This is a genomic window from Alicyclobacillus sp. ALC3 (assembly GCF_028751195.1).
GTDB lineage: Bacteria > Bacillota > Bacilli > Alicyclobacillales > Alicyclobacillaceae > Alicyclobacillus_L.
In genome coordinates, this window is sequence record NZ_CP066784.1 from 1,405,654 (window position 1) to 1,425,477 (window position 19,824).

The window sequence follows — 19,824 nt, forward strand, 5'->3', positions numbered from 1 at the left end:
CTGTGTCGACAGGGACGCACCTACAAACAGTCGATTTGATTTACAGACGCCACAGTCAGACCCTTGACTGTGGCTGTCAGTGTCAGCCTGTTCAAACCCCAAGTGCCTGGTCGCGAAGTTCACCTTTACCCAGAAGATATATCATGGTATAGTCCCTCTCGGGTGAAGAACATGACAAACTCGAACGACCCGGTTGCAACTTCGGGAGCAGCGCAGTCGCAGCCCACAACTGACGAGTTGGCAGCTCAGTTGGATGACCTCCTCCCTGTCATCACCTCCAAAATCCTGCATTTTATCCGCGCCGTGCCTGGAACAGACATTACACGCGTTCAAGAGTTTCTCATTCGTCACTTGGAAGCGCACGGCCCCTGTACGGCAACCATGATTGGCACTATGCTCGGCATCACCTCTGGCCCAGTGACCAGCCTGACGAAAAGGCTGATTGACAAAGGTTTAATGAAGCGAACCATAGACGCGAGCGATGGGCGCGTTCACTGGTTCTCACTGACCCCTGATGGGGAAAACCTTGCGAAACATTTGGCCACCTACCGTCAAACGGAGTGGAAGCGCCTAGTAGAGGCCCTTGGCCCTGAACGTGTCACACAAGGCCTACAGTTAATTCAAGAAACAATTCAGGGCCTGAAGAACTTAACGTAACGCACAAGCGTCTGTAGGTAGTCGACACACATATCTTCACAATAAAGATAACGAGCTGTCAAAGGAGTGTTGAGGTTGTTCCACCGCTACGCCCGCATGGTCAGCAAGTTCAGATGGCTCATTATCGCTCTGTGGCTAGTCGCAGTGGCAGCTGTGACACTGTTTCTCCCAAGCCTGCCGAATGTCGTCTCACACCAAAGCCAGACCTACCTACCAAACAACGCCGAGAGTGTCATTGCGGGGAACCTCGCGAACCGGACAGATACGCAACACCACGCGCAAAGCACCGTCGTCGTGGCGATTCGGGATGCGCACGGTTTGACGCAGACTGACAAGCTGTACCTGAAGCAAAGGATGGACGCATTAGGTCGCGATAAACCGTCCTACCACATCACCTACATAGAGGATGCCGCCAACGCCCCAAGCAGCGTTGGCAGCCAGTTTTTGAGTAAGGACGGGACCACCGAGATCGCCGTAGTGGGACTGTCTCAAGGGATTACGGACCCAAACGTCAGCGGCACGTTTAAACAGCTGTACGGGTCCTTCAGAAACGTCCCTGCAGGCGCCAAAATGTACTTCACGGGTGACGTCCCCATTCAAGAGGACGCTCTTCACGGCAGTCTGAACGCAGCGAAGAAGACCGCGGCGGTCACCGTAATCCTTGTCCTGGTCATCCTGCTCGCAGTCTTCCGGTCACTGCTCGCACCGCTCCTGACGCTCATCGCCATTGGCCTCTCCTACATGGTCTCCTCTGGCGTCGTAGCATGGGCAGCCGCTCGTGGCATGCCGGTTTCCACCTTCACGCAAACCTTTCTCATCGCCATCTTGATGGGCGCAGGAACAGACTACACAATGATCATGATGAGTCGATTCCGTGAAGAACTCACCCGCACCCACGACAAAGAAGAGGCTCTCACAGCGGCTCTCAAGGGCGTGTCCAAGACTATCGTCTTCAGCGCCATGACCGTCCTCGTCTCCTTTGCCGTTCTGTACTTCGCACGCTTCGGATTGTATCGTTCTGCTGTCGGCATCTCGATCGGCATCTTCATCACACTCCTCAATGGCATCACCCTGGTTCCGGCTGTCATGAGCGTACTCGGACGCGCGCTGTACTGGCCGCTCCAACCAAAGCCTGGGGCGGAGCACCGGCCGTCACGGATTTGGAATTGGACCAGCGCAGTGTCCACCAAGCGGCCCTGGATAGTCCTATTGGTGCTGTTTGTCATCCTCACACCAATCGGCCTGCGGTTTACAAACGACCGCACGTTTAATCCAATGGTCGACATTCCGAACTCGACCTCCGTGGCTGGGTTCAACACTGTTGCGAAGGCCTTTGGGGATGGTCAGGTACTGCCGACTACCATTGTTCTCAAGACCACAGCCGACCTGCGTACGCCAAGCGGTATGGCCACTATTAACCAGATCTCGAAGACCCTGCGCTCGGTTTCTGGCGTCAAGACGGTGGAAAGCGCGACACAGCCGACCGGCACGGTCATTAAGCAGTTTCAGTTGGCTTACCAAAACGAACAGGCGTCGGTGGGGCTTCACCAGATTCAGAGTGGACTCTCCGCGCTGTCGGCAAACTTAGGAAACAGTCACGGAAAGAGCGGCACAAGTCAGGTTGGTCAACTACAAGCGGGATCGGCAAAAGTGACGGCCGGCATGGGCAGTCTAGCCAAAGGCGCCACGCAGTTGGCCAGTAATGGAACGCCATTGGTTTCCGGTGCGCAAGGCCTCGCCAATGGCCTCTCACAAGTGCACTCAGGCGCTTCATCGTTGGCATCCGGCATCTCGCAGGTCGCCACATCTGACCAAAAACTTGCTGGTGCTGCCGGCAGTCTCGCCAACGCAATCGCAGCCTGGGCCAAACAACACCCGTCCGCTGCGCAGTCTGCGTCTTGGCAGCAGATTCAACAGCTGGCGAACCAACTGAGCCAAGGAACCAGCCAGACGTCGCAGGCGACAGCAAAGCTCTCCGTCGGCGCAACGCAAACGGCCGCCGCCCTGTCCGGCCTTCAGAACGGTTCGACGAAACTCGCCAGCGGAACGAAGCAGTTTTCCAATGCGGTTGGCAAACTGGCATCTGGTGCGAACCAACTGAGTGCAGGAAGCGGTCAGGTGACGAACGGGATCGGACAATTGAATGCCGCTCTTGGCAAACAGGTGTCCGGCTTAGGTACGGCGGCAGCCGGCGTTTCGAAGATGGAGAGCGGTGTGGCGCAGGTCGGGGGCTTCCTTCATCAGTCCAAGTCTGCGAGTGACCCCGGATTCTACATTCCGGCCAGCACACTGCGCCAGAACAAGCAACTCCAACAAGCAATGAACGCGTACATCTCGCCAAATGGACACATAGCAAAGTTCACCGTGGTGTTGACAGCCAACCCCTATTCGATGACGGCCATCAACACGATGACCCCGTTGCAGAACGCGGCACAGACGTCGCTGGCGGCGAGTCCCATTCACCACGGCGCCATTTATGTAGGGGGCACAACAGGCACCCAGGCAAACATGAATCAATTATCAAGCCAGGACTTCGTCCGCACGATGAGTATCGTCTTTGCCGCGATCTTCATCTTGCTAGCCATCCTGTTACGCTCAATTTTGACGCCTCTCGTCAGCTTGTTATCTCTCGCCGGTACCTACTTTGTCACTATGGGCATCGTGCAGAGCATCGCGATCCACGTGTTGCACCAACCGGGTGTCAACTGGGCTGTACCGTTCTTTGCGTTTCTGCTGCTGGTCGCCCTCGGTGTGGACTACAGTATCTTCCTGACGACTCGTTTTGACGAAGAGTACCGCGCTGGGAATAGTCCCGTGGCGGCCATCCGTCACGCGATGCGTACCATGGGAAATGTGGTGTTTTCCGCTGCACTCATCATGGGAGGCACATTCGGCTCGATGATCGTCACAGGGATGTCCACCCTTACGGAGATTGGCCTCGCGGTCGTCATCGGGCTGTTCCTCTACACCTTCTTCATGCTTGGGTTCTACACTCCCGCGATGATGGGCATTATGGGGCGTGCTCACGCATGGCCTTTTGCACGGGACAACGAGGAAAGTGATTGGGTCGGGTGAAGTGAACCACCCCGGCCGTCATGGTGGCATGCCAAAGACCGCAGGAAGGCTGACGCGCAGCCGCCTTGCCCTCCTGTGGTCTTTGCTGCCCGATTGGCTGCATCGAACAGTCGGACGGGGTCAGCAGCGCGGCAAGGTTGGCCTTCATACAGATCGAGTAACGCGTCTAGTGCCCAAGCGGTGTGCGTAGGGGTACCGTGAGACAACCTGACGAACCGCCCCTTCACCTCACTCGAACTCGACTCTCCGAAACTAGCTACGTTTTGAAGGCGGCCCAATAAAAAAAGGAACCCGGTATACCGGATCCCGAAAAACACTCCTTGAACCAGCCAACTCGACAGTTGAGCAGCATCCCCTGTTGAAACACAATCTCGGCTGCAGACCGCGTCACTGCATCAATTCATGTTGATATCCGCTGCTGAGTGAGAACGGATGCCCACCAGGTCTTTGAACCCGATGAACTTTTTCTTGTCCTCATCCCACAGTCGGAAACGCAGCGAACGCAGACTAGAAAACAGGTCCACTGTAGGAACGTCCTGCAGATACTTAACCTGATCATAAATCTGCTGAAGGTTGTAGTTCGGCACTTTAGGACCAAGGTGATGAATGTGGTGAAAGCCGATATTTCCAGTCATCCACTGCAACACCTTGGGTAACTTGTAGAATGAGCTACCTTGAAGCGCCGCTGTAACATAGGACCAATCCTCTGCCTTCGCAAAGTAACTGTCTTCAAATTGATGCTGAACGTAAAACAACCAAATGCCCACCATACCTGCCACGTAGAGAATTGGACCTTCAACCAGAAGAAACTGTTCCCACCCTAATCCCCAGCACCCTAATGCTACGGTGCCAACTAGAACGGCATTGGTCAAGTAGGTGTTGAGGCGTTCTCGTGGGCTGGCCCCTTTCCTGTTAAAGCGGTATTGAATCAGAGTCAGGTGGATTGGGCCCAGGCCGAACATCACAAACGGGTTCCTGTACAAGCGGTAAAGCACGCGCTTACGGAGAGGCAACTGGAGGTACTCCTCCACAGTTAAAGTGGTAATGTCTCCCCTCCCCCTGCGGTTCAAGTTCCCATTTGCTGCATGATGAACGCTGTGTTCATACTTCCAGTGGTGATACGGGAAAAACGTGAGAAAACCAGTGATAGTTCCGACGATATCATTGGTCCGTTTACCCTTGAAAAAAGAGTGGTGACCACAATCATGAAAAATGATAAACGTCCGGACCTGGAAACCTGCTGCCGGAATGGCCAGAAGAAACGTTAGCCAGACCGATATGGAGAGGGCAAAATAGGCTGCCCACCACAATATGATAAATGGCACTATCGTGTTGATGAGTTGCCACACACTTTTCTTAATACTCGGATTTCTATAGGGTTCAAGAGCTTCCTTCCAATACTGCGGATCCTCATTTAGACTAATTGTCGTCATCTCCCTTTTCACATTTTCGCTACGACTATATGCATTCTGAGTGATCGACGTGAGAAATAGAGGAATCCGCCTATCGTGACAAACAATCGGCGCAAGTTTGATGCATCGACCATGTGAAGTCTATTCGACTCGGATATTTTTCGTGACTCGATTCATTTCGCTATCGCACATGGGACAGACCGGCTGTTGAACATGAACAAACTCTTCTCGAGACCAGCAAACGCACTTTGAACATTGCCATACAACGGATTCAGCATACACGTGTTCAGAAACCGGCTTTTTCCAACTTCCAAAGTTACCCATCAAAATTACCCCTTCCCGTTTGGTTTGGTGGTACGATGGACTCTGGGCGCATACCAACGATAAAAAGGACTGCCCTTCAGGTATCAAATTGATGCCTAGAGGAACAGTCCAGTTCGTCAGGACCGATTATGCTACGTTAGCTGCTTGAGGACCTTTCGGGCCCTGAACAATGTCGAACGTAACACGTTGCCCTTCTTCAAGGGTCTTAAATCCGTCCCCTTGAATTGCGCTAAAATGTACGAATACATCTTGGCCGCCTTCAACTTCGATGAAACCAAAACCTTTTTCTGCGTTAAACCACTTGACCGTACCTTGATTCAAGGTAATTCCTCCTGCAGTGCTCACCGAGCACAATATTTGTTCAATTCGTCCAAATATAAAACCGCTCGTTTTGCACCCACCATGAGGCGCTAAAGAGAACGGCTCAGAATGTTTACACATATGAACGACCATGCTTGAACGATTTAATCATACACCGATTAGGCAAAGACGTCAAACTCTCGCCGCGAACAGGGACTATCCCCCTCCTACCTCTTCCGTCCAGACGAAGAGGACAGGAGCCAACTCCATGGCTGTTCAAGCAGGTCCGTTCTTTCGTCCGAGTCCAGAATGGTATGTTTCCCCACAAATTGCACAAACTTGACTAAAAATTATGACGGAGGTAGTTTCGTGAATAAGCTTGTGATTATTGGTGCTGGATTCGGCGGATTGACCGTCTACCACCACGTATCGTCATGGACAGATCCAAAGGATGTGGAGATAACCGTCATCGATGAACGGGAAACTTTTCTGGTCAAACCCTCTCTTCCTGAAGTGGCACTCGGAGAAAAGGAGATTCGTGATATCTCCTTCCCGCTACGCCCCGTCATCGAATCCCACGGCCGATTCATACGCAGCCGCGTACATCGGATCGATCCTACAGGACAACAGGTGTACTTAGACGATGAAGTGACTATACCGTACGATTTTCTCGTGATTGCACTCGGGGGAAAAAAGGATTTCGAGTCTGTGCCTGGGTTCAGGGAATACGGGTACTCCGTGTGCACGGACGTTCTCGCACCGCGACTGCATGAGGCTATAGAAAAATTTGAACAAGGGAACATCTTAGTTGGCTCTGCGCCGATGCTTGCCGGAACGCGACTTGCAGATGTTCCCCATCTGGAAACAGCGTGTGAGGGACCCGTTGGAGAAATTGCATTTATGATTGACAGTGAGCTGCGTGAGCGCGGCATCCGCGACCAAGCTCGGATTATCTGTTTTAGTCCGGCTGAAGTTTTCTTTGAAGATGTCGGAGACAAGGTTCATGAAGCGTTTGAAGGACTGGCCAGGAAACACGAGGTTGAGGTCGTGGTTAATAAAGTCATCGAAAAAATTGAACAGGACCAAGTCGTGTTTAAAGATGGCTCCACGCTCTCCTCCGCCCTGACAGTCTTGATCCCCACATACCGCGGTCCGGACGTCATTACAGAATCTGGTCTCGGCGATGAAGCTGGTTTTGTGCCTACCGATGAAAACTTTCAGCATTTGGATCACGAAAACATTTTCGCCATTGGCGATGTGGCGTCAAGAACTGTTCCTAAACTTGGACACCTGGCCGTAGAACAGGGCAATCTCGTGGCCAGTCTGCTGCGCCAACGCATCACAGGACACGGTCAACGATACGACTATGAACCCGAGATTTTTTGCATCATGAATATGGGCAACCGGAAAGCCACGTTAATTCGCTCAAATACCCTATGGGGAGGTAACATGGACATTTCCTATCACAGTTCCATGTCACACCTCATGAAATCGTCCTTCGATACGTATATGGTAAAGTTCAAAGGCAAGATGCCCCCGCAACTGGCGCAAAGATTGCTCAACCTATACCTAGGGCGATTTCAGGAGTGATAATTTACGGCAGCAAGACTTGCGTGTGCTCTGAGGGCCTCCGGCGACAAGGTGTGGGAAGGAGGCCTTTCGAGCAAGCTCGTCTCGCAATCCGCACTGTGAGGAATTGATTGATTCAGTAATATTTTTCTGTTATAGATTAAGATGCAAGTGAAACGCGCTCACCGCGTGCTTTGCAAGGCGGAAGTGTGAAGAAGGGTTGGGTATGAGTCGTAAGCAACGGACACTCGCTGCTTTGGTCTCTCTCTACGCGGAACAACGCCAGCTGCATGCGCTGAACAACAGGATAGATTTTGAGCAAGGCATTACAGCAGATGAAATTGCTTCAAGCCTTCAAATTTGGAGAAGCAATTGCAGCGCCGATTTAAACGACTTGGTTAGGTCAGGAGAGGTATCAAAAATCCCTGGTCGCCCAGTTCGGTACATTCCCTTGGTCTCAGTCCCAGAGCGACAAATCACGGGGCGGAAGCCCTGCGATGCCTCAAACAACGATTCGCAGCCCTCGAATAACGACAGTCGATATTCCGCCCTTGCACAAAGGGATTCGTATGTAAGCGATTACGGACATTCCATTACGTCGCAAGACGCTCTGTTATCTCTCGACGGTGCCCAACACAGCCTAGTCGAGGTCATCACACGAGCCAAAACGGCACTGCAATACCCACCCAACGGCATACACACCCTGCTACTCGGGGAAACCGGAGTGGGCAAGTCCACTTTCGCGCGGAGAATGCATGCGTACGCCGTCCAAAGCGGCTTACTCTGGCCGACGGCCCCCTTCGTGTCGTTCAACTGTGCTGAATATTCTAGCAATCCGCAGATCCTTCTCGACCACCTGTTTGGACATGTCCGTGGTGCGTTCACCGGAGCGATTCACGAACGGGTCGGTTTGGTGGAGAGCGCCAATGGGGGAATTCTGTTCCTAGACGAGGTTCATCGTCTGCCTCCAGAGGGGCAGGAGATGCTGTTTGAAATCCTCGACTACGGACAGTTCAAGAGACTAGGCGAAACGAACAATACACGTCATACAAAGTTTCTCCTGCTGGCTGCAACGACTGAAGCCCCTGAGTCTGTTCTGTTGCATACATTTCGGCGACGCATCCCGATGGTTCTGCGCCTGCCATCTCTGCGCGACTGGTTCATACGCGACCGTTATGGACTGATATACAAGCTTTTTCATGAGGAGTCAAAGACCACGAACAGTACTATCACCGTATCACGCGCAGTCCTGATGAAACTCCTGTATGCGCGGTTCCCAGCGAATATAGGCGACTTGATGAACACGATTCGCAGGGCCTGTGCCATAGCGTATGCAGAAAGACCGAGGAGTTCTTCCCTGACTGTGAGTACCGAACACATCAACGTCTCACAAGTGGATGAACAAGGCATGCAATTGATGGAGTCGCTAGCTGGAATCGGTGATATGGTGGTTCACCCGAACCAGCCCACACCCGTGTTGCCGTCCGAACTTGGCGAGGATTCCATACATATCAAACTTGATTATCTGACCCAAACACTCGCCAGCTTAGGATTTGAAAGCGATGAGATCGGCTATGTCCTAGAACGGGAAATCCAGCGTTCCTACAAGTCTTCTCGAGAGTATTCTCGCGACGAGTTGCGTCGTTTCGTGGGTTCCCACTTCTACGATTGGTCAGAGCGAGCCTGGACGGAAATCGTACAAATAGTAGATGCTGAGCATTCTGACGCCCTGTTTATTCGAGTGACGATGCACTTGTTCGGGATTAACGCCGACCGTGATGAAAATCAGCAGGAGCCCCCCACTAGCTCATTACTAAAATGGGTTCAGTCAGACTACCCGCACGAGTACGAAATGGCGAAGAAGTTTACGAAGCGCTTTTCCGTGGAAAGTGGAATCCATGTACCTGAATACGAGAACGCCGTCGTATCCCTCATCCTGCGCGGAGACGTTGGCGCTACCGAGGCGGTATTTTCTATTTACCTGGTCATGCGTGGGACGCAGGTGGCGGATAGCTTAGCACAGGCAGCCCAGGATATCGCTGGAGTGTCCGAGTTGAATGTGATGAACGTACCCGTATCCCAGAATTGGACTTGGATCCAGTCTCAGTTCGAAAAGGCCGTCGAAAGTGCCCCCGTGCGTAGCGACCTGCTCGTCATGAGCGATATTCCGGAAATGGTTGAATACGTCAGGAACCAGAACCACGTGATTCTCGGCCACCGAGCAGAGGTCTTGTTCCGTCCGGATACGACCGTCGTTCTGCACGCCCTGCTCAATCAAGCTGTCACGCAGACCGTCACGGAGTTGGCGGATGTCCTGAGGGCCATCCAGTTCCAACATATACAGGACCCGGTCCCGCAAAAGAAGCTTGTAGTCCTCGCCTGCTGCCTAACTGGGCGAGGCACCGCAAAGGCAATGAAACGGCTCGTCGAATCTGTTCTCCCCGAGAATCTGGGGAGTGAGGTGGTGGTGGAAACTGCGGAGGTCGGCGTCGCTGGGGAACTCAATCGGAGTATCACTACAAACATCATAGCGTGCGTAGGTTCAGTCAACCCAAAAATCAGAGGTGTCCCATTCTTTTCCGTCGAAGAAGCCTTGACGGACCGGGGAGTTCAACGCTTGTTGAACGTCATTTTGTGCGCGAGTTCCTTTCCCGTCGACACACGACAAGAGCCGGAAGCTGTCTCGCAGAACGCAACGCCCGATTACGAGGCGCACGTCTATCAAATCATGGAGAAGGACCTGCTGTATGTGAACCCTAAGATAGCCTTCCCGACCGTGAAAGACATGTTTCGCCATTTCGAACGTTCAACGACGCGCAGTTACCCTAAGGAATTTGCCGTCCGATTCTATCTTCATGTCGCGTATATCCTTGAGCGATGCATTCGCGACGAAAGTATTTCTCACCCATACGCGGATTTGATTCGCACACGGTTTTCCGATGAGTGGAGCACGCTGCTTGAGATTTGGGCTGTTGCCGAGAACGTCTTTAACATCCCGGCACCTGAAGGTGAAATCGCGTATCTGTTTGAGTTTTTATTCCCCGACCGAAACATCGAGGTGTTTGACAAATGAATCAAGCGAAACCGTATTTCCGAGTCGACGACCGTTTAATCCATGGCCAAGTCGTCACACAGTGGGTCAAGGCGCTAGGAACAAGCACGATTTGGGTGGTCAGTGACAGAGCCGCCGCTCAACCAATCGAGATTACCTTATTGAAGTCCTCTGTCCCCCCCCACATGTCTCTGCAAGTCTATCGCGTTGAGGACGCCCTGACCCAGTGGGCCAAGCAAAGTGAGAATCACCTGCTGATCTTGACAGAGGGCCTGGAAGAGGTGATTCGGCTTTATGACGGCGGTTTTCCAATTGGCGAAGTGAACATTGGCGGCATGCGCTATCGCCCTGGTCGCAAAGGGCTGAATCGGGCCGTCTACATGGGAGAACCAGAGGTTCAACTCCTTCAAGAGATGGAGGCAAGAGGTGTCGACGCGTTCATTCGCATTATGCCGACAGACAACCGAGTGAATGCGTACGAAAGGACACGAAGAAAGTGGAAATAGCATCGTCCCTGCATCTGTGGCAAGTTATAGCGATCACGCTAATCGGTGGGTTGACCGGGGTGGCCAGTGTCTTGGATGAGTGGCAGTGGCATCGCCCTATAATCGCTTGCACTCTCATTGGCTTAGTTCTACACGACGTACCGGTTGGTCTCCATGTTGGCGGAGTACTGGAACTCGTTGCCCTCGGGTGGATGAACATCGGCGCATCGCAGTCACCCGATACCGCCCTCGCGAGCGTGATCGCGACGATTTTAGCCATTCGCGGCGGTAACAACGCAAGTGATGCGATTGCACTCGCTGTGCCAATAGCGGTTGCCGGCAACTTGACCACTGTGCTGGTACGGACACTGACTGTCTACGTGCAGCATCTGGGTGACCGTATCGCGTTGTCGACGTCTTCGTACTACCTAAAATTCCTGAACTACTTTGCCCTGAGTCTTCAAGGCCTGCGCGTGATGGTCCCCACTTTTCTGTTTGTGGTGTTTGTCAACCGCCAAATGATTGTGGGCCTGTTTCACTCTCTGCCCGCCGTCCTCGTCGGGGGCTTCACAGCCGCTAGTGGCTTCATCGTCGTTGTGGGATATGCCATGGTAATTCGACTGTTGCACGCGAACAAGCTCATGCCGTATTTTCTCCTTGGCTTTCTGGCTGCGGATTTCACCAAGGTCACGCTTGTTGGAATCGGACTGGTAGCCATTTCGTTAGCCCTGCTCCATGTTCGCGTGTGGTCCTCAAACAACCTGTCGGTGGAGGCGCCACAGTCAAACCAAACGGGAATAGAAGAGGGGGATGCTCATTCCCTCAGCATCCCTAGACGTGTCATGTGGAAAGTCTTCCTGCGCAGTCAGATGCTCCAGGCTTCTTGGAACTATGAACGGATGCAGAGTATGGGATATGCCTACATTTTAGAACCCGCCCTGGACCACCTGTTCACCGACAGCGACCAACGGTTACAACGTAAGCAGCGCCATCTCGAGTTTTACAACACCAATCCTTTCGTGTCCAACGTGGTAACGGGTATCAACGTGGCTCTGGAGGAACGCTTACAGGCAACTCAGGACGAATCCTATGACCGTCTTGTGACTTCGATCAAACTTGGGATGATGGGCCCATTGGCCGGCATCGGGGACTCCATTTACTGGGGGACACTGCGGCCGTTGCTCGCCTCCGTCTCGGCCACATTCGCTTTGCGCGGCAGTTTGCTCGGACCCCTCTTGTTTTTCTTCTCCTGGAACGCAATTCGACTCACCAGCCTTGGTGGACTGTTGTGGTACGGGTACTGGCTCGGCACCAGAATTGTCGACGTAATCGCGACTGGCGTACTGCGACAGGTCACCGAGATCGCTACAATCGTCGGTCTGGTTGTCATGGGGGCGCTCGTGGCCAATTGGACCCACATCAGTTTTGCAATTCAATGGAATACAGGACATGGTCATGTCACCACGCTGAACCACGTTGTCGCTCAAATTCTCCCCGAACTCCCGGCCCTTCTACTGGTCTTTGCTGTGATGTGGTTGCTGCAGAGGGGTTGGGGCAGCGTGCGAGTCATCCTCATACTTTTTTTGACTGCCATCATCGGCGTCTGGGCGCACGTGCTGAGTCCGTGAAGTCTTTTTCGTGTATCGCACACGCTGTGTTTTCTGTATTGCGTGTGTATTAATTTGTGTTGAATGGAGGATGAGCGCCCTAGTTACACCCGCCACAAAGAGAATTTTGAGTATTGGCACGAATATTGCTCTGAGATTTGCATGATGTAGCTCTTCATCAAATCTCAAGGGGGATTTCGTGAAATGCGCCAAAAGAGATTAATCGGTGTCGTCGCAAGTTTCATCGGTGTGACAGCTTTGGTCGTTGGATGTGGCAACGGTGGTTCGACCAACACCAGCAGTAATGCAAACGCAAACAACACGCAAACCTCAAGTTCGAGCAAAGCCGTTACGCTCAACGTGTTGTACATGAATCAGGCTGGCTACACAACGCAGGTGCTGCACCAGATGGGAAACCAGTTTGAGAAGAAGTACCCGAACGTCAAAATCCATTTCACATTCCTTCCCTACGCACAGATGCACAGCGCGATTTTGACTTCAGCATCGGCCCCGACCGCGCAGTACGACGTTGTCTTGTCCGACCTCATCTGGACTGCAGAATTTGCTTCTAAAGGCTACACCATCCCGCTCAACTCGTACGTCAACCAGAACATCAGCAACAAAAACGCCATTCCAAATTCAATTTGGAACGGGTTCGAGATCAACAACAAAATTATGGCGATGCCGTTCCTGGCCAACTTCCAGAATTTCTACTACAACAAGAAGATGCTCCAGGAGGCTGGGTTCAGTGGCCCCCCGACAACCATGCAGCAATGGGTAACACAGATGCAGGCCCTCAAATCCAAAGGCATCGTGCAGTACCCGTATGAAGATTCGTGGACACAGGCAGAAGGACTGGTCTGCGACTATGTCCGGATTGCTGGCGAGTATGGAGGTAATTTGTTCCAAAACGGAAAGCCTGTCATGAACAAGGGCGCTGGTCTCAAAGCAATGGAATTCATGCGCATGCTGTACAAGGACAAACTAGTCAGTCCAAACTCCCTCACCGCCGATGAAAACACAGCAGCCGCTGCCTTTGTCTCAGGACAGGTGGCGTTTAACACGAACTGGACCAATGTAACTGGACTCATGCAGAGTCCATCTTCTTCGAAGATTGTCGGCCAAGGACAAGTCGCTGCCTTCCCAGTACAGCCCGGAACGAACACCGCCACCGGATCGGCTAGCGTCTCCGGATTCCAGGGTCTAGCAATCGCAGCGAACACACCGAAAAACGTCATCCCCTGGGCGTGGAAATGGATCCAGTTCGCCACATCTCCATCTATCCAGTCTCAGCATCTGCACAGTCAGTGGCCGGTCTGGAGCAACATCGCCAGTTCCAGCCAGGAACAAAAACTCAATCCATGGTATCAGGTCTATCAAAAAAATGTCGCCTCGACCTACAACCGCCCGAAGGTGGCCAACTATCTTTCAGTCAGCAGTGTCATCCAGCAGTACCTGCATGAAGCCATCGCTGGGACCATTCCGGTTCAACAAGCGGCCAACGACATGGTGCAGCAAATCAACGCACTTCAGGCGTAATCAGAAACTGACACCGCCAGAGGATGAGGGAACGAGCAATCGTTCCCTCACAAACACCTTCTAAGGAGAGAGTTATGGAACCCTTAACTGTTCAAACAGGCCCCAACACAGAACATCCTAGGCGGCTGAGAAGTCGCGTATTTGCCCTGCTGACCGGGGATTACTTCTGGTTTTATGTCCTGCTCATCCCATCCATCCTCGTCTTGATTGGCGTCGTGGTCATTCCGATGGTGTTCGCGTTCAGGATGAGCCTCGGCAACGTCAGTGTCACGGTGGTAGGTGGGAAGGGCAGTCTCCAAAACCAGTTCGTAGGGCTCGGAAACTACTTGGCCCTGTTTCGCAGTTCCGCCTTTTGGCAAGCGTTTCGCGAAACGTTTTATTATTTCTTGGTCTCCATCTGTATAGAGCTTACCGTGGGCGTCGGATTGGGAATTCTCATGAACCAGCCGATTCGCGGTCGGAAATTTTTTCGGGTTATTGTGTTCATCCCATGGGCTATCCCCACGATTGTGAACGCCATGCTGTGGGGGATGATTTTCGACGGAAACAACTACGGCGCCCTCAACGACATTCTACTGCGGTTGCATCTGATTCACTCACCCATCGTGTGGCTGAACGTATCGGCGGTATTGACGCGCATTCCTTGGCTCTCGCACGGGCTGTCCGCGATTGGCATGAATGGCGCGATGAATGCCATGATTGTCGGGGATGAGTGGAAAACCCTTCCGCTCGTCGCGATGCTCGTTTTAGCCGGATTGCAGTCTATCCCGTCCGACTACTATGAAGCAGCCCGCGTCGAAGGCGCTTCCCCGTGGCGGCAGTTTCGCTCCATCACTCTGCCCTTGCTAGGCCCCATTCTGACGGTCATCCTCATCTTAAGAACGATGCAGTTGCTACGAGCATTTACCTTGATTTATACGCTGGAACAGTACACCGAGCCACTGCTCTCGATTTCGGTGTACGAGAACGCGTTCCAATTCGGCAACTTTGGTACAGCCTCTGCCATCGCGTTCATCATCGCCATCATTGCGCTCCTCATTTCGTTTGTCTACATCCGCTCTATGTACAGGGAGGAACTGTAATGCAAAGCGCCGTTGCCGGTGAAAGTCAACGAAGTGGATCACGGATCAAATGGTCGAGGGTCGGTGTGTATGCCCTTGTGATCATCGTTCTTCTCTGGACCCTGGCACCTTTGTACTTTCTTGTCATCACAAGTTTCAAGACACTGATTGGAACCACGACCTACCCCATATCGTGGATCCCTCATCCCTTTACACTTCAAAATTACGCCATCATGTTCAGTCATTACAGTCAAGACAGCGTCAGTTTTCGGTTTTTACACGCGCTGCGCAACTCGGTCATTGCAGCCGGAGTGACTACCTTGCTGAACCTGGTCCTTGGCACGGCCGCAGCCTACGTGCTCTCGCGCGCGCGGATCCGAGGCAAGAACATCATCACGATGAGTTTCCTGGCATCCAATCTTGTACCAGCGATCGCCTTGGTCATCCCGTTTTACGTGCTGACCGTGACCTACATGGGGTCATTACACTTGTACGACACCAATACGGTCCTAATCATCGTGTATACTTCATTTTCGCTGGGTCTGGTCATCTGGATTATGCGCGCTTACTTCGATTCCATCCCACAGGACCTTGAGGAAGCCGGAATGGTCGACGGGGCATCGCGCATCCGGACACTGTTGCAAATCCTCCTTCCGCTCACCGCCCCTGGGCTTCTAGCGACCGGCTTGCTTACATTTCTGACCTCGTGGGATAACTTTGTCCTGCCTTTGACACTGGCACCGAACTCTAGCGCGTACAATCTGCCGTTTTTCATCTATTCGCTGAACGGCCAGTACCTCCATATGAACAACGAAATTGCGGCAGGTGGAATTCTGACAGCCATTCCCCCTGTACTCATTCTTATCTTGTTCGGCAAGTACATCGTCAGTGGGCTGACAGCTGGCAGCGTGAAGGGGTGATAACGTTGACTCGAAGGCTCGAGTGTCTCCGCACCCGCGTGGTGGTATGATAGACGGATGGAGAGGTACACGAGACGTTAGGAGTCGAATGATGTTGAACCAATCAAGCCATGTATGTCGGATGGAGCTTGCAGAGCAGACTCTACAGCAATATTTCGGCTACGATGGATTTCGGAAGGGTCAGGCACACATTATACAGGCAGTGCTCAAGGGACAGGATACGGTCGCCATCATGCCCACTGGCGGCGGAAAGTCAATCTGCTATCAGATTCCTGCAATGGTCATGGGCACCATCACGATCGTCATTTCCCCTCTCGTATCCCTGATGAAGGACCAGGTGGATGGCTTGACTTCCATCGGCATCCCTGCGACGTTCATCAACAGCACACTGGATGTAGCGGAACTGCGGCAGCGTGTTCGAGAAACCGAGCGTGGCGCCTACAAACTTCTCTACGTCTCGCCCGAACGGTTGGAATCCGAATCATTTGCGCGTTGGCTGAATCAACTCCAGCCGTCCTTGGTAGCGGTGGATGAGGCGCATTGTCTGTCACAGTGGGGTCATGACTTCCGACCAAGTTATCAAGCAATCGCTCCGTTCTTGGGACAACTCGACGCACGCCCCGTTGTAGTAGCGCTCACGGCCACGGCGACACCGGAGGTGACGAGAGATATCGTCCGCTCCTTGCATTTGGTCGATCCCGAGGTTTACGTCGCTGGGTTCAGCCGAGACAATTTATCGTTGTCTGTACTGTCCGGCTGGGACAGACGAGAGTATATCGTTCAGTACTTGAGGCAGCACCCCAGCGACTCGGGAATTATTTACGCGGCGACCCGCAAAGAGGTCGATAGCCTTTATCAGTACCTTCAGGAGAATGGGCATTCCGTCGGGCGCTACCACGCCGGAATGGATGATCGCGAGCGCACCCGCAGCCAAGACGCGTTTCTCTACGATGATGTTCAGGTCATCATTGCCACCAACGCGTTTGGCATGGGGATTGACAAATCAAATGTGCGGTTCGTGATCCATCACAATATGCCAAAAAATATCGAGGCTTATTACCAAGAAGCTGGCCGTGCCGGACGAGATGGTGATCCGAGCGAATGCATTCTCCTCTACAGTCCGGAAGACGTTCGGGTACAGAAGTTTCTAATTGAGCAGAGCGTAGGAAGCGAAGACAGGCAGCGGATTGAGTTGAAGAAACTCTACGCCATGGTGGATTATTGTCAAACCATGCAATGCCTACAGTCCTTCGTTCTACGCTATTTCGGACAGGAACCAGAGACAGATTGTCAGCGTTGTAGCAACTGTAACCAAACCTTTAATGTTGAGGATATCACCATCGTGGCGCAACAAGTTCTGTCCTGCGTACTCCGACTGCGAGAACGTTACGGAATCAAGGTTGTGGTCGGAGTTCTAAGGGGCTCCAAGGAAAAGAAAATCGTTGATGCGAAATTGGATACACTGTCGACCTATGGGCTGATGCGTGGACTGTCCGACAAGGTAGTCACAGGCTATGTCCGTTTTCTGATTACGGAAGGCTATTTGCGCATGAGTGAAGGACAGTACCCAGTCCTCCAACTCTCTCCGAAAGCGGGACCGGTGTTAAAACGGGAAGCAACTGTGTTGATGAAGGTGTTGCAGGTAAGGTCTGCTTCACGCACCGGTAGTGCCGATGTTGACACCGGGTTGTTTGAACTCCTTCGCGAACTACGCCGTGAACTCGCTTTGACCGATCACGTTCCACCCTACGTCATTTTCCCAGACACGACGTTGCGCGACTTAGCGTCGGTGCGCCCCACTGACCGCGCGTCGCTGCTGCGGATTAGAGGGATTGGTGAGGTCAAGGCTGAACGCTACGGCCGCCAGTTTTTGGAGATTATACAGAACTACGTCGGTTCACCCGGATAATCGGCTTGGACGAGAGGTACGTAGTGGGACTATTCATTAGGTCGATGACGAAGGGACAGACGGAGGATTGCTTTGGTCGCGTTAAAAATGATGGCACTGATTTTGTCACTTGGTATGGATACACTGATGATGTCTATATCACTCGGGTTTGCTCAGACCACAAGAAAATTCAAGACCGCTATCACATTTGCGTGTGCAGAAGCACTTATGCCCTTAATCGGATTGCTATTCGGCAAGGGTGCAGGTCGGCTGATCGGAGACTGGGCGTCGTTCATCGGTGGCCTTGCAGTGTTAGCGGTCGCTGTGTGGCTCGTTTTCTTTGAAGACGAGGACGACGGGCAAGCGAGAGTGGAGCGGAATTTAGTAGGATGGACACTAATCCTGACGGCTTTAAGCATTAGTTTAGATGAATTGGCCGTGGGTTTCTCCATCGGCCTTGTCGGTGTTCCCATCACTCTGACGATAGCTCTAATTGCTTCGCAGGCCTTCGTCTTTACGCTTGTTGGACTCACTTTCGGTTCAAAATTGAAACCGTACCTCGGCGAGTGGGCAGAGAAGTTGGCTGGCATTGTGCTGGGGTTGCTTGGTGTATGGATGTTGATTGATGCTGTTTTAAAAGTCAATGAACTAGCGATAGCCACAAGTATAGACCGGATAGTGTTATAAACAATGTCGGGATTGTGAGCACAATTCCGGTCTTGAAATATTGACCCCAACCAATCTTCACACCTCTTTGGTTTAAAACGTGTAACCACAAGAGAGTTGCTAACGAGCCAATTGGGGTAATCTTAGGCCCCAAGTCGCAGCCAATGACATTGGCGTATACCATTGCTTGATGCATCACACCCGTGGCATTTGTGGAATGGATGGCCAGTGCATCAATCATCACTGTCGGCATATTGTTCATGATGCTCGACAGAATTGCGGCTACAAACCCAGTAAACAACGTACCACCATAAAGTCCCCCGTGTGTCGACCACTGCATCAGGTGTCCAAGCAAATCGGTCAGTCCGACATTTTTCAGTCCATACACGACCACGTACATACCAATGGAGAACACGACAATTGCCCACGGTGCAGACTTAATCGTCTGCCAAGGAGCAATGCTTTTCGTCTTCGTGCCAGCAATGAGAAAGACCAGTGCAATGACGAGTGCGACCGCAGACACTGGGAAATGCAAAAGCTCCGTCAAGATGTATCCGATCAAAAGCACTGCAAGAATGAACCAAGATGTCTTGAACATCCCCCTGTGCTTGATTGCATGTGTCGCATCTGGTAGGTCAATCGGGTTGTATTCCTTGGGGATGTCCTTGCGAAAGAACAAGTACAGCATCAAAAGGCTCGCACCAAACGAGAACAAGTCGGGAACAATCATGTGGAACGCGTATCGTACAAAACCCACTCTAAAGTAGTCTGCCGATACGATGTTCACCAGGTTGCTTACAATCAGCGGCAGCGAAGTCGTATCTGCGATGAAACCACTCGCTAAGATAAAGGGAAACATTTTTTTCGTGTCAAACTTCAATAATTTCATTTTTTCCAGCACGATAGGTGTCAAAATCAGCGCAGCGCCATCATTCGCAAAGAATGCAGCTACAATCGCCCCAAGGATGGTGATAAAGAGAAAAACCTTTCGTCCATTGCCTTTTGCAGCGTGCGCCATTTTAAGAGCAGCCCACTCGAAAAATCCAATCTGATCAAGAATTGTCGAGATGATAATAATCCCAACAAAGGCCAGCGTCGCATCCCAGACGATTTTTGTGACAGACCATACGTCGCTCAAATGCACAACTTGGAGCAAAAGGGCAAGGACGGCGCCTCCTAGCGCGCTCCATCCAATTGACAAGCCTTTCGGCTGCCAAATCACGAATACTAACGTAATGACAAACACACCGATTGCTAGCCATGTCATGG

15 protein-coding genes are annotated in these 19,824 nt (G+C 52.3%); 11 read left to right on the forward strand and 4 right to left on the reverse strand.

All coding sequences use genetic code 11. The features are described 5' to 3' along the window. The first annotated feature begins 171 nt into the window (after window positions 1-171). Window positions 172-657: a MarR family winged helix-turn-helix transcriptional regulator gene (locus JC200_RS06710; RefSeq protein WP_274435454.1), complete on the forward strand. Its 486-nt coding sequence runs from the start codon at window positions 172-174 to the stop codon at window positions 655-657. Window positions 658-732: 75 nt separating this feature from the next. Beyond that, on the forward strand, window positions 733-3,732 hold the full coding sequence (locus JC200_RS06715) for an MMPL family transporter (protein ID WP_274435456.1): 3,000 nt from the start codon (window positions 733-735) through the stop codon (window positions 3,730-3,732). A 395-nt stretch (window positions 3,733-4,127) separates the two neighbouring features. Here the strand turns inward: JC200_RS06715 and JC200_RS06720 are convergent, their stop codons facing one another. The 3 genes from JC200_RS06720 to JC200_RS06730 all read right to left on the reverse strand — a co-directional run bounded on the left by JC200_RS06720 (window position 4,128) and on the right by JC200_RS06730 (window position 5,789). Then, entirely contained in the window at window positions 4,128-5,165 is a 1,038-nt protein-coding gene (locus JC200_RS06720; protein WP_274435457.1) for a Delta(5) desaturase DesA, read from the reverse strand. 120 nt (window positions 5,166-5,285) lie between these two features. Continuing rightward, window positions 5,286-5,468: a cold-inducible protein YdjO-related protein gene (locus JC200_RS06725; protein ID WP_274435458.1), complete on the reverse strand. Its 183-nt coding sequence runs from the start codon at window positions 5,466-5,468 to the stop codon at window positions 5,286-5,288. A gap of 126 nt (window positions 5,469-5,594) precedes the next feature. Beyond that, window positions 5,595-5,789 (reverse strand): cold-shock protein, encoded by a 195-nt coding sequence (locus JC200_RS06730; protein ID WP_274435459.1) that lies wholly within the window; start codon window positions 5,787-5,789, stop codon window positions 5,595-5,597. Between the two features lie 348 nt (window positions 5,790-6,137). Here JC200_RS06730 and JC200_RS06735 point away from each other — a divergent pair, with 348 nt between their 5' ends. The 9 genes from JC200_RS06735 to JC200_RS06775 all read left to right on the forward strand — a co-directional run bounded on the left by JC200_RS06735 (window position 6,138) and on the right by JC200_RS06775 (window position 18,576). Next, the gene (locus JC200_RS06735) at window positions 6,138-7,358 is read left to right on the forward strand and encodes an NAD(P)/FAD-dependent oxidoreductase (protein WP_274435461.1); all 1,221 of its coding nucleotides are present in this window, start codon (window positions 6,138-6,140) and stop codon (window positions 7,356-7,358) included. Between the two features lie 205 nt (window positions 7,359-7,563). Next, complete coding sequence (locus JC200_RS06740) at window positions 7,564-10,410, forward strand: sigma 54-interacting transcriptional regulator (RefSeq protein WP_274435462.1); 2,847 nt, start codon at window positions 7,564-7,566, stop codon at window positions 10,408-10,410. Continuing rightward, a complete protein-coding gene (locus JC200_RS06745) occupies window positions 10,407-10,895 on the forward strand; it encodes a PTS sugar transporter subunit IIB (protein WP_274435463.1) in 489 nt (162 codons plus the stop codon). Before JC200_RS06740 ends, JC200_RS06745 begins: the two co-directional genes overlap by 4 nt. Next, window positions 10,886-12,502 carry a mannose/fructose/sorbose family PTS transporter subunit IIC gene (locus JC200_RS06750; protein WP_274435464.1) on the forward strand — a complete coding sequence of 539 codons (1,617 nt, stop codon included), beginning with the start codon at window positions 10,886-10,888 and terminating at the stop codon, window positions 12,500-12,502. The genes JC200_RS06745 and JC200_RS06750 overlap by 10 nt, the downstream gene beginning before the upstream one ends. 183 nt (window positions 12,503-12,685) lie before the next feature. Then, window positions 12,686-14,020 (forward strand): extracellular solute-binding protein, encoded by a 1,335-nt coding sequence (locus JC200_RS06755; protein WP_274435465.1) that lies wholly within the window; start codon window positions 12,686-12,688, stop codon window positions 14,018-14,020. 74 nt (window positions 14,021-14,094) lie between these two features. Beyond that, complete coding sequence (locus tag JC200_RS06760; RefSeq protein WP_274435467.1) at window positions 14,095-15,102, forward strand: carbohydrate ABC transporter permease; 1,008 nt, start codon at window positions 14,095-14,097, stop codon at window positions 15,100-15,102. Continuing rightward, entirely contained in the window at window positions 15,102-16,001 is a 900-nt protein-coding gene (locus tag JC200_RS06765; protein WP_274435468.1) for a carbohydrate ABC transporter permease, read from the forward strand. Before JC200_RS06760 ends, JC200_RS06765 begins: the two co-directional genes overlap by 1 nt. A 91-nt stretch (window positions 16,002-16,092) precedes the next feature. Then, window positions 16,093-17,910 carry a DNA helicase RecQ gene (gene recQ / locus JC200_RS06770; RefSeq protein WP_274435469.1) on the forward strand — a complete coding sequence of 606 codons (1,818 nt, stop codon included), beginning with the start codon at window positions 16,093-16,095 and terminating at the stop codon, window positions 17,908-17,910. Window positions 17,911-17,982: 72 nt separating this feature from the next. Further along, complete coding sequence (locus JC200_RS06775) at window positions 17,983-18,576, forward strand: manganese efflux pump MntP (RefSeq protein WP_274435471.1); 594 nt, start codon at window positions 17,983-17,985, stop codon at window positions 18,574-18,576. Here JC200_RS06775 and JC200_RS06780 read toward each other — a convergent pair. After that, window positions 18,530-19,822, reverse strand: a complete 1,293-nt coding sequence (locus JC200_RS06780; RefSeq protein WP_443111875.1) for an arsenic transporter — start codon at window positions 19,820-19,822, stop codon at window positions 18,530-18,532. The genes JC200_RS06775 and JC200_RS06780 overlap by 47 nt on opposite strands. Window positions 19,823-19,824 lie beyond the last annotated feature (2 nt).

Bases quoted from the DNA above. Each gene is read 5' to 3' on its own strand.
- JC200_RS06710 (WP_274435454.1), top strand. From the start codon at position 172: ATGACAAACTCGAACGACCCGGTTGCAACTTCGGGAGCAGCGCAGTCG.
- JC200_RS06720 (WP_274435457.1), bottom strand. From the start codon at position 5,165: ATGACGACAATTAGTCTAAATGAGGATCCGCAGTATTGGAAGGAAGCT.
- JC200_RS06725 (WP_274435458.1), bottom strand. From the start codon at position 5,468: ATGGGTAACTTTGGAAGTTGGAAAAAGCCGGTTTCTGAACACGTGTAT.
- JC200_RS06740 (WP_274435462.1), top strand. From the start codon at position 7,564: ATGAGTCGTAAGCAACGGACACTCGCTGCTTTGGTCTCTCTCTACGCG.
- JC200_RS06745 (WP_274435463.1), top strand. From the start codon at position 10,407: ATGAATCAAGCGAAACCGTATTTCCGAGTCGACGACCGTTTAATCCAT.
- JC200_RS06755 (WP_274435465.1), top strand. From the start codon at position 12,686: ATGCGCCAAAAGAGATTAATCGGTGTCGTCGCAAGTTTCATCGGTGTG.
- JC200_RS06760 (WP_274435467.1), top strand. From the start codon at position 14,095: ATGGAACCCTTAACTGTTCAAACAGGCCCCAACACAGAACATCCTAGG.
- JC200_RS06765 (WP_274435468.1), top strand. From the start codon at position 15,102: ATGCAAAGCGCCGTTGCCGGTGAAAGTCAACGAAGTGGATCACGGATC.
- recQ (WP_274435469.1), top strand. From the start codon at position 16,093: ATGTTGAACCAATCAAGCCATGTATGTCGGATGGAGCTTGCAGAGCAG.
- JC200_RS06780 (WP_443111875.1), bottom strand. From the start codon at position 19,822: ATGACATGGCTAGCAATCGGTGTGTTTGTCATTACGTTAGTATTCGTG.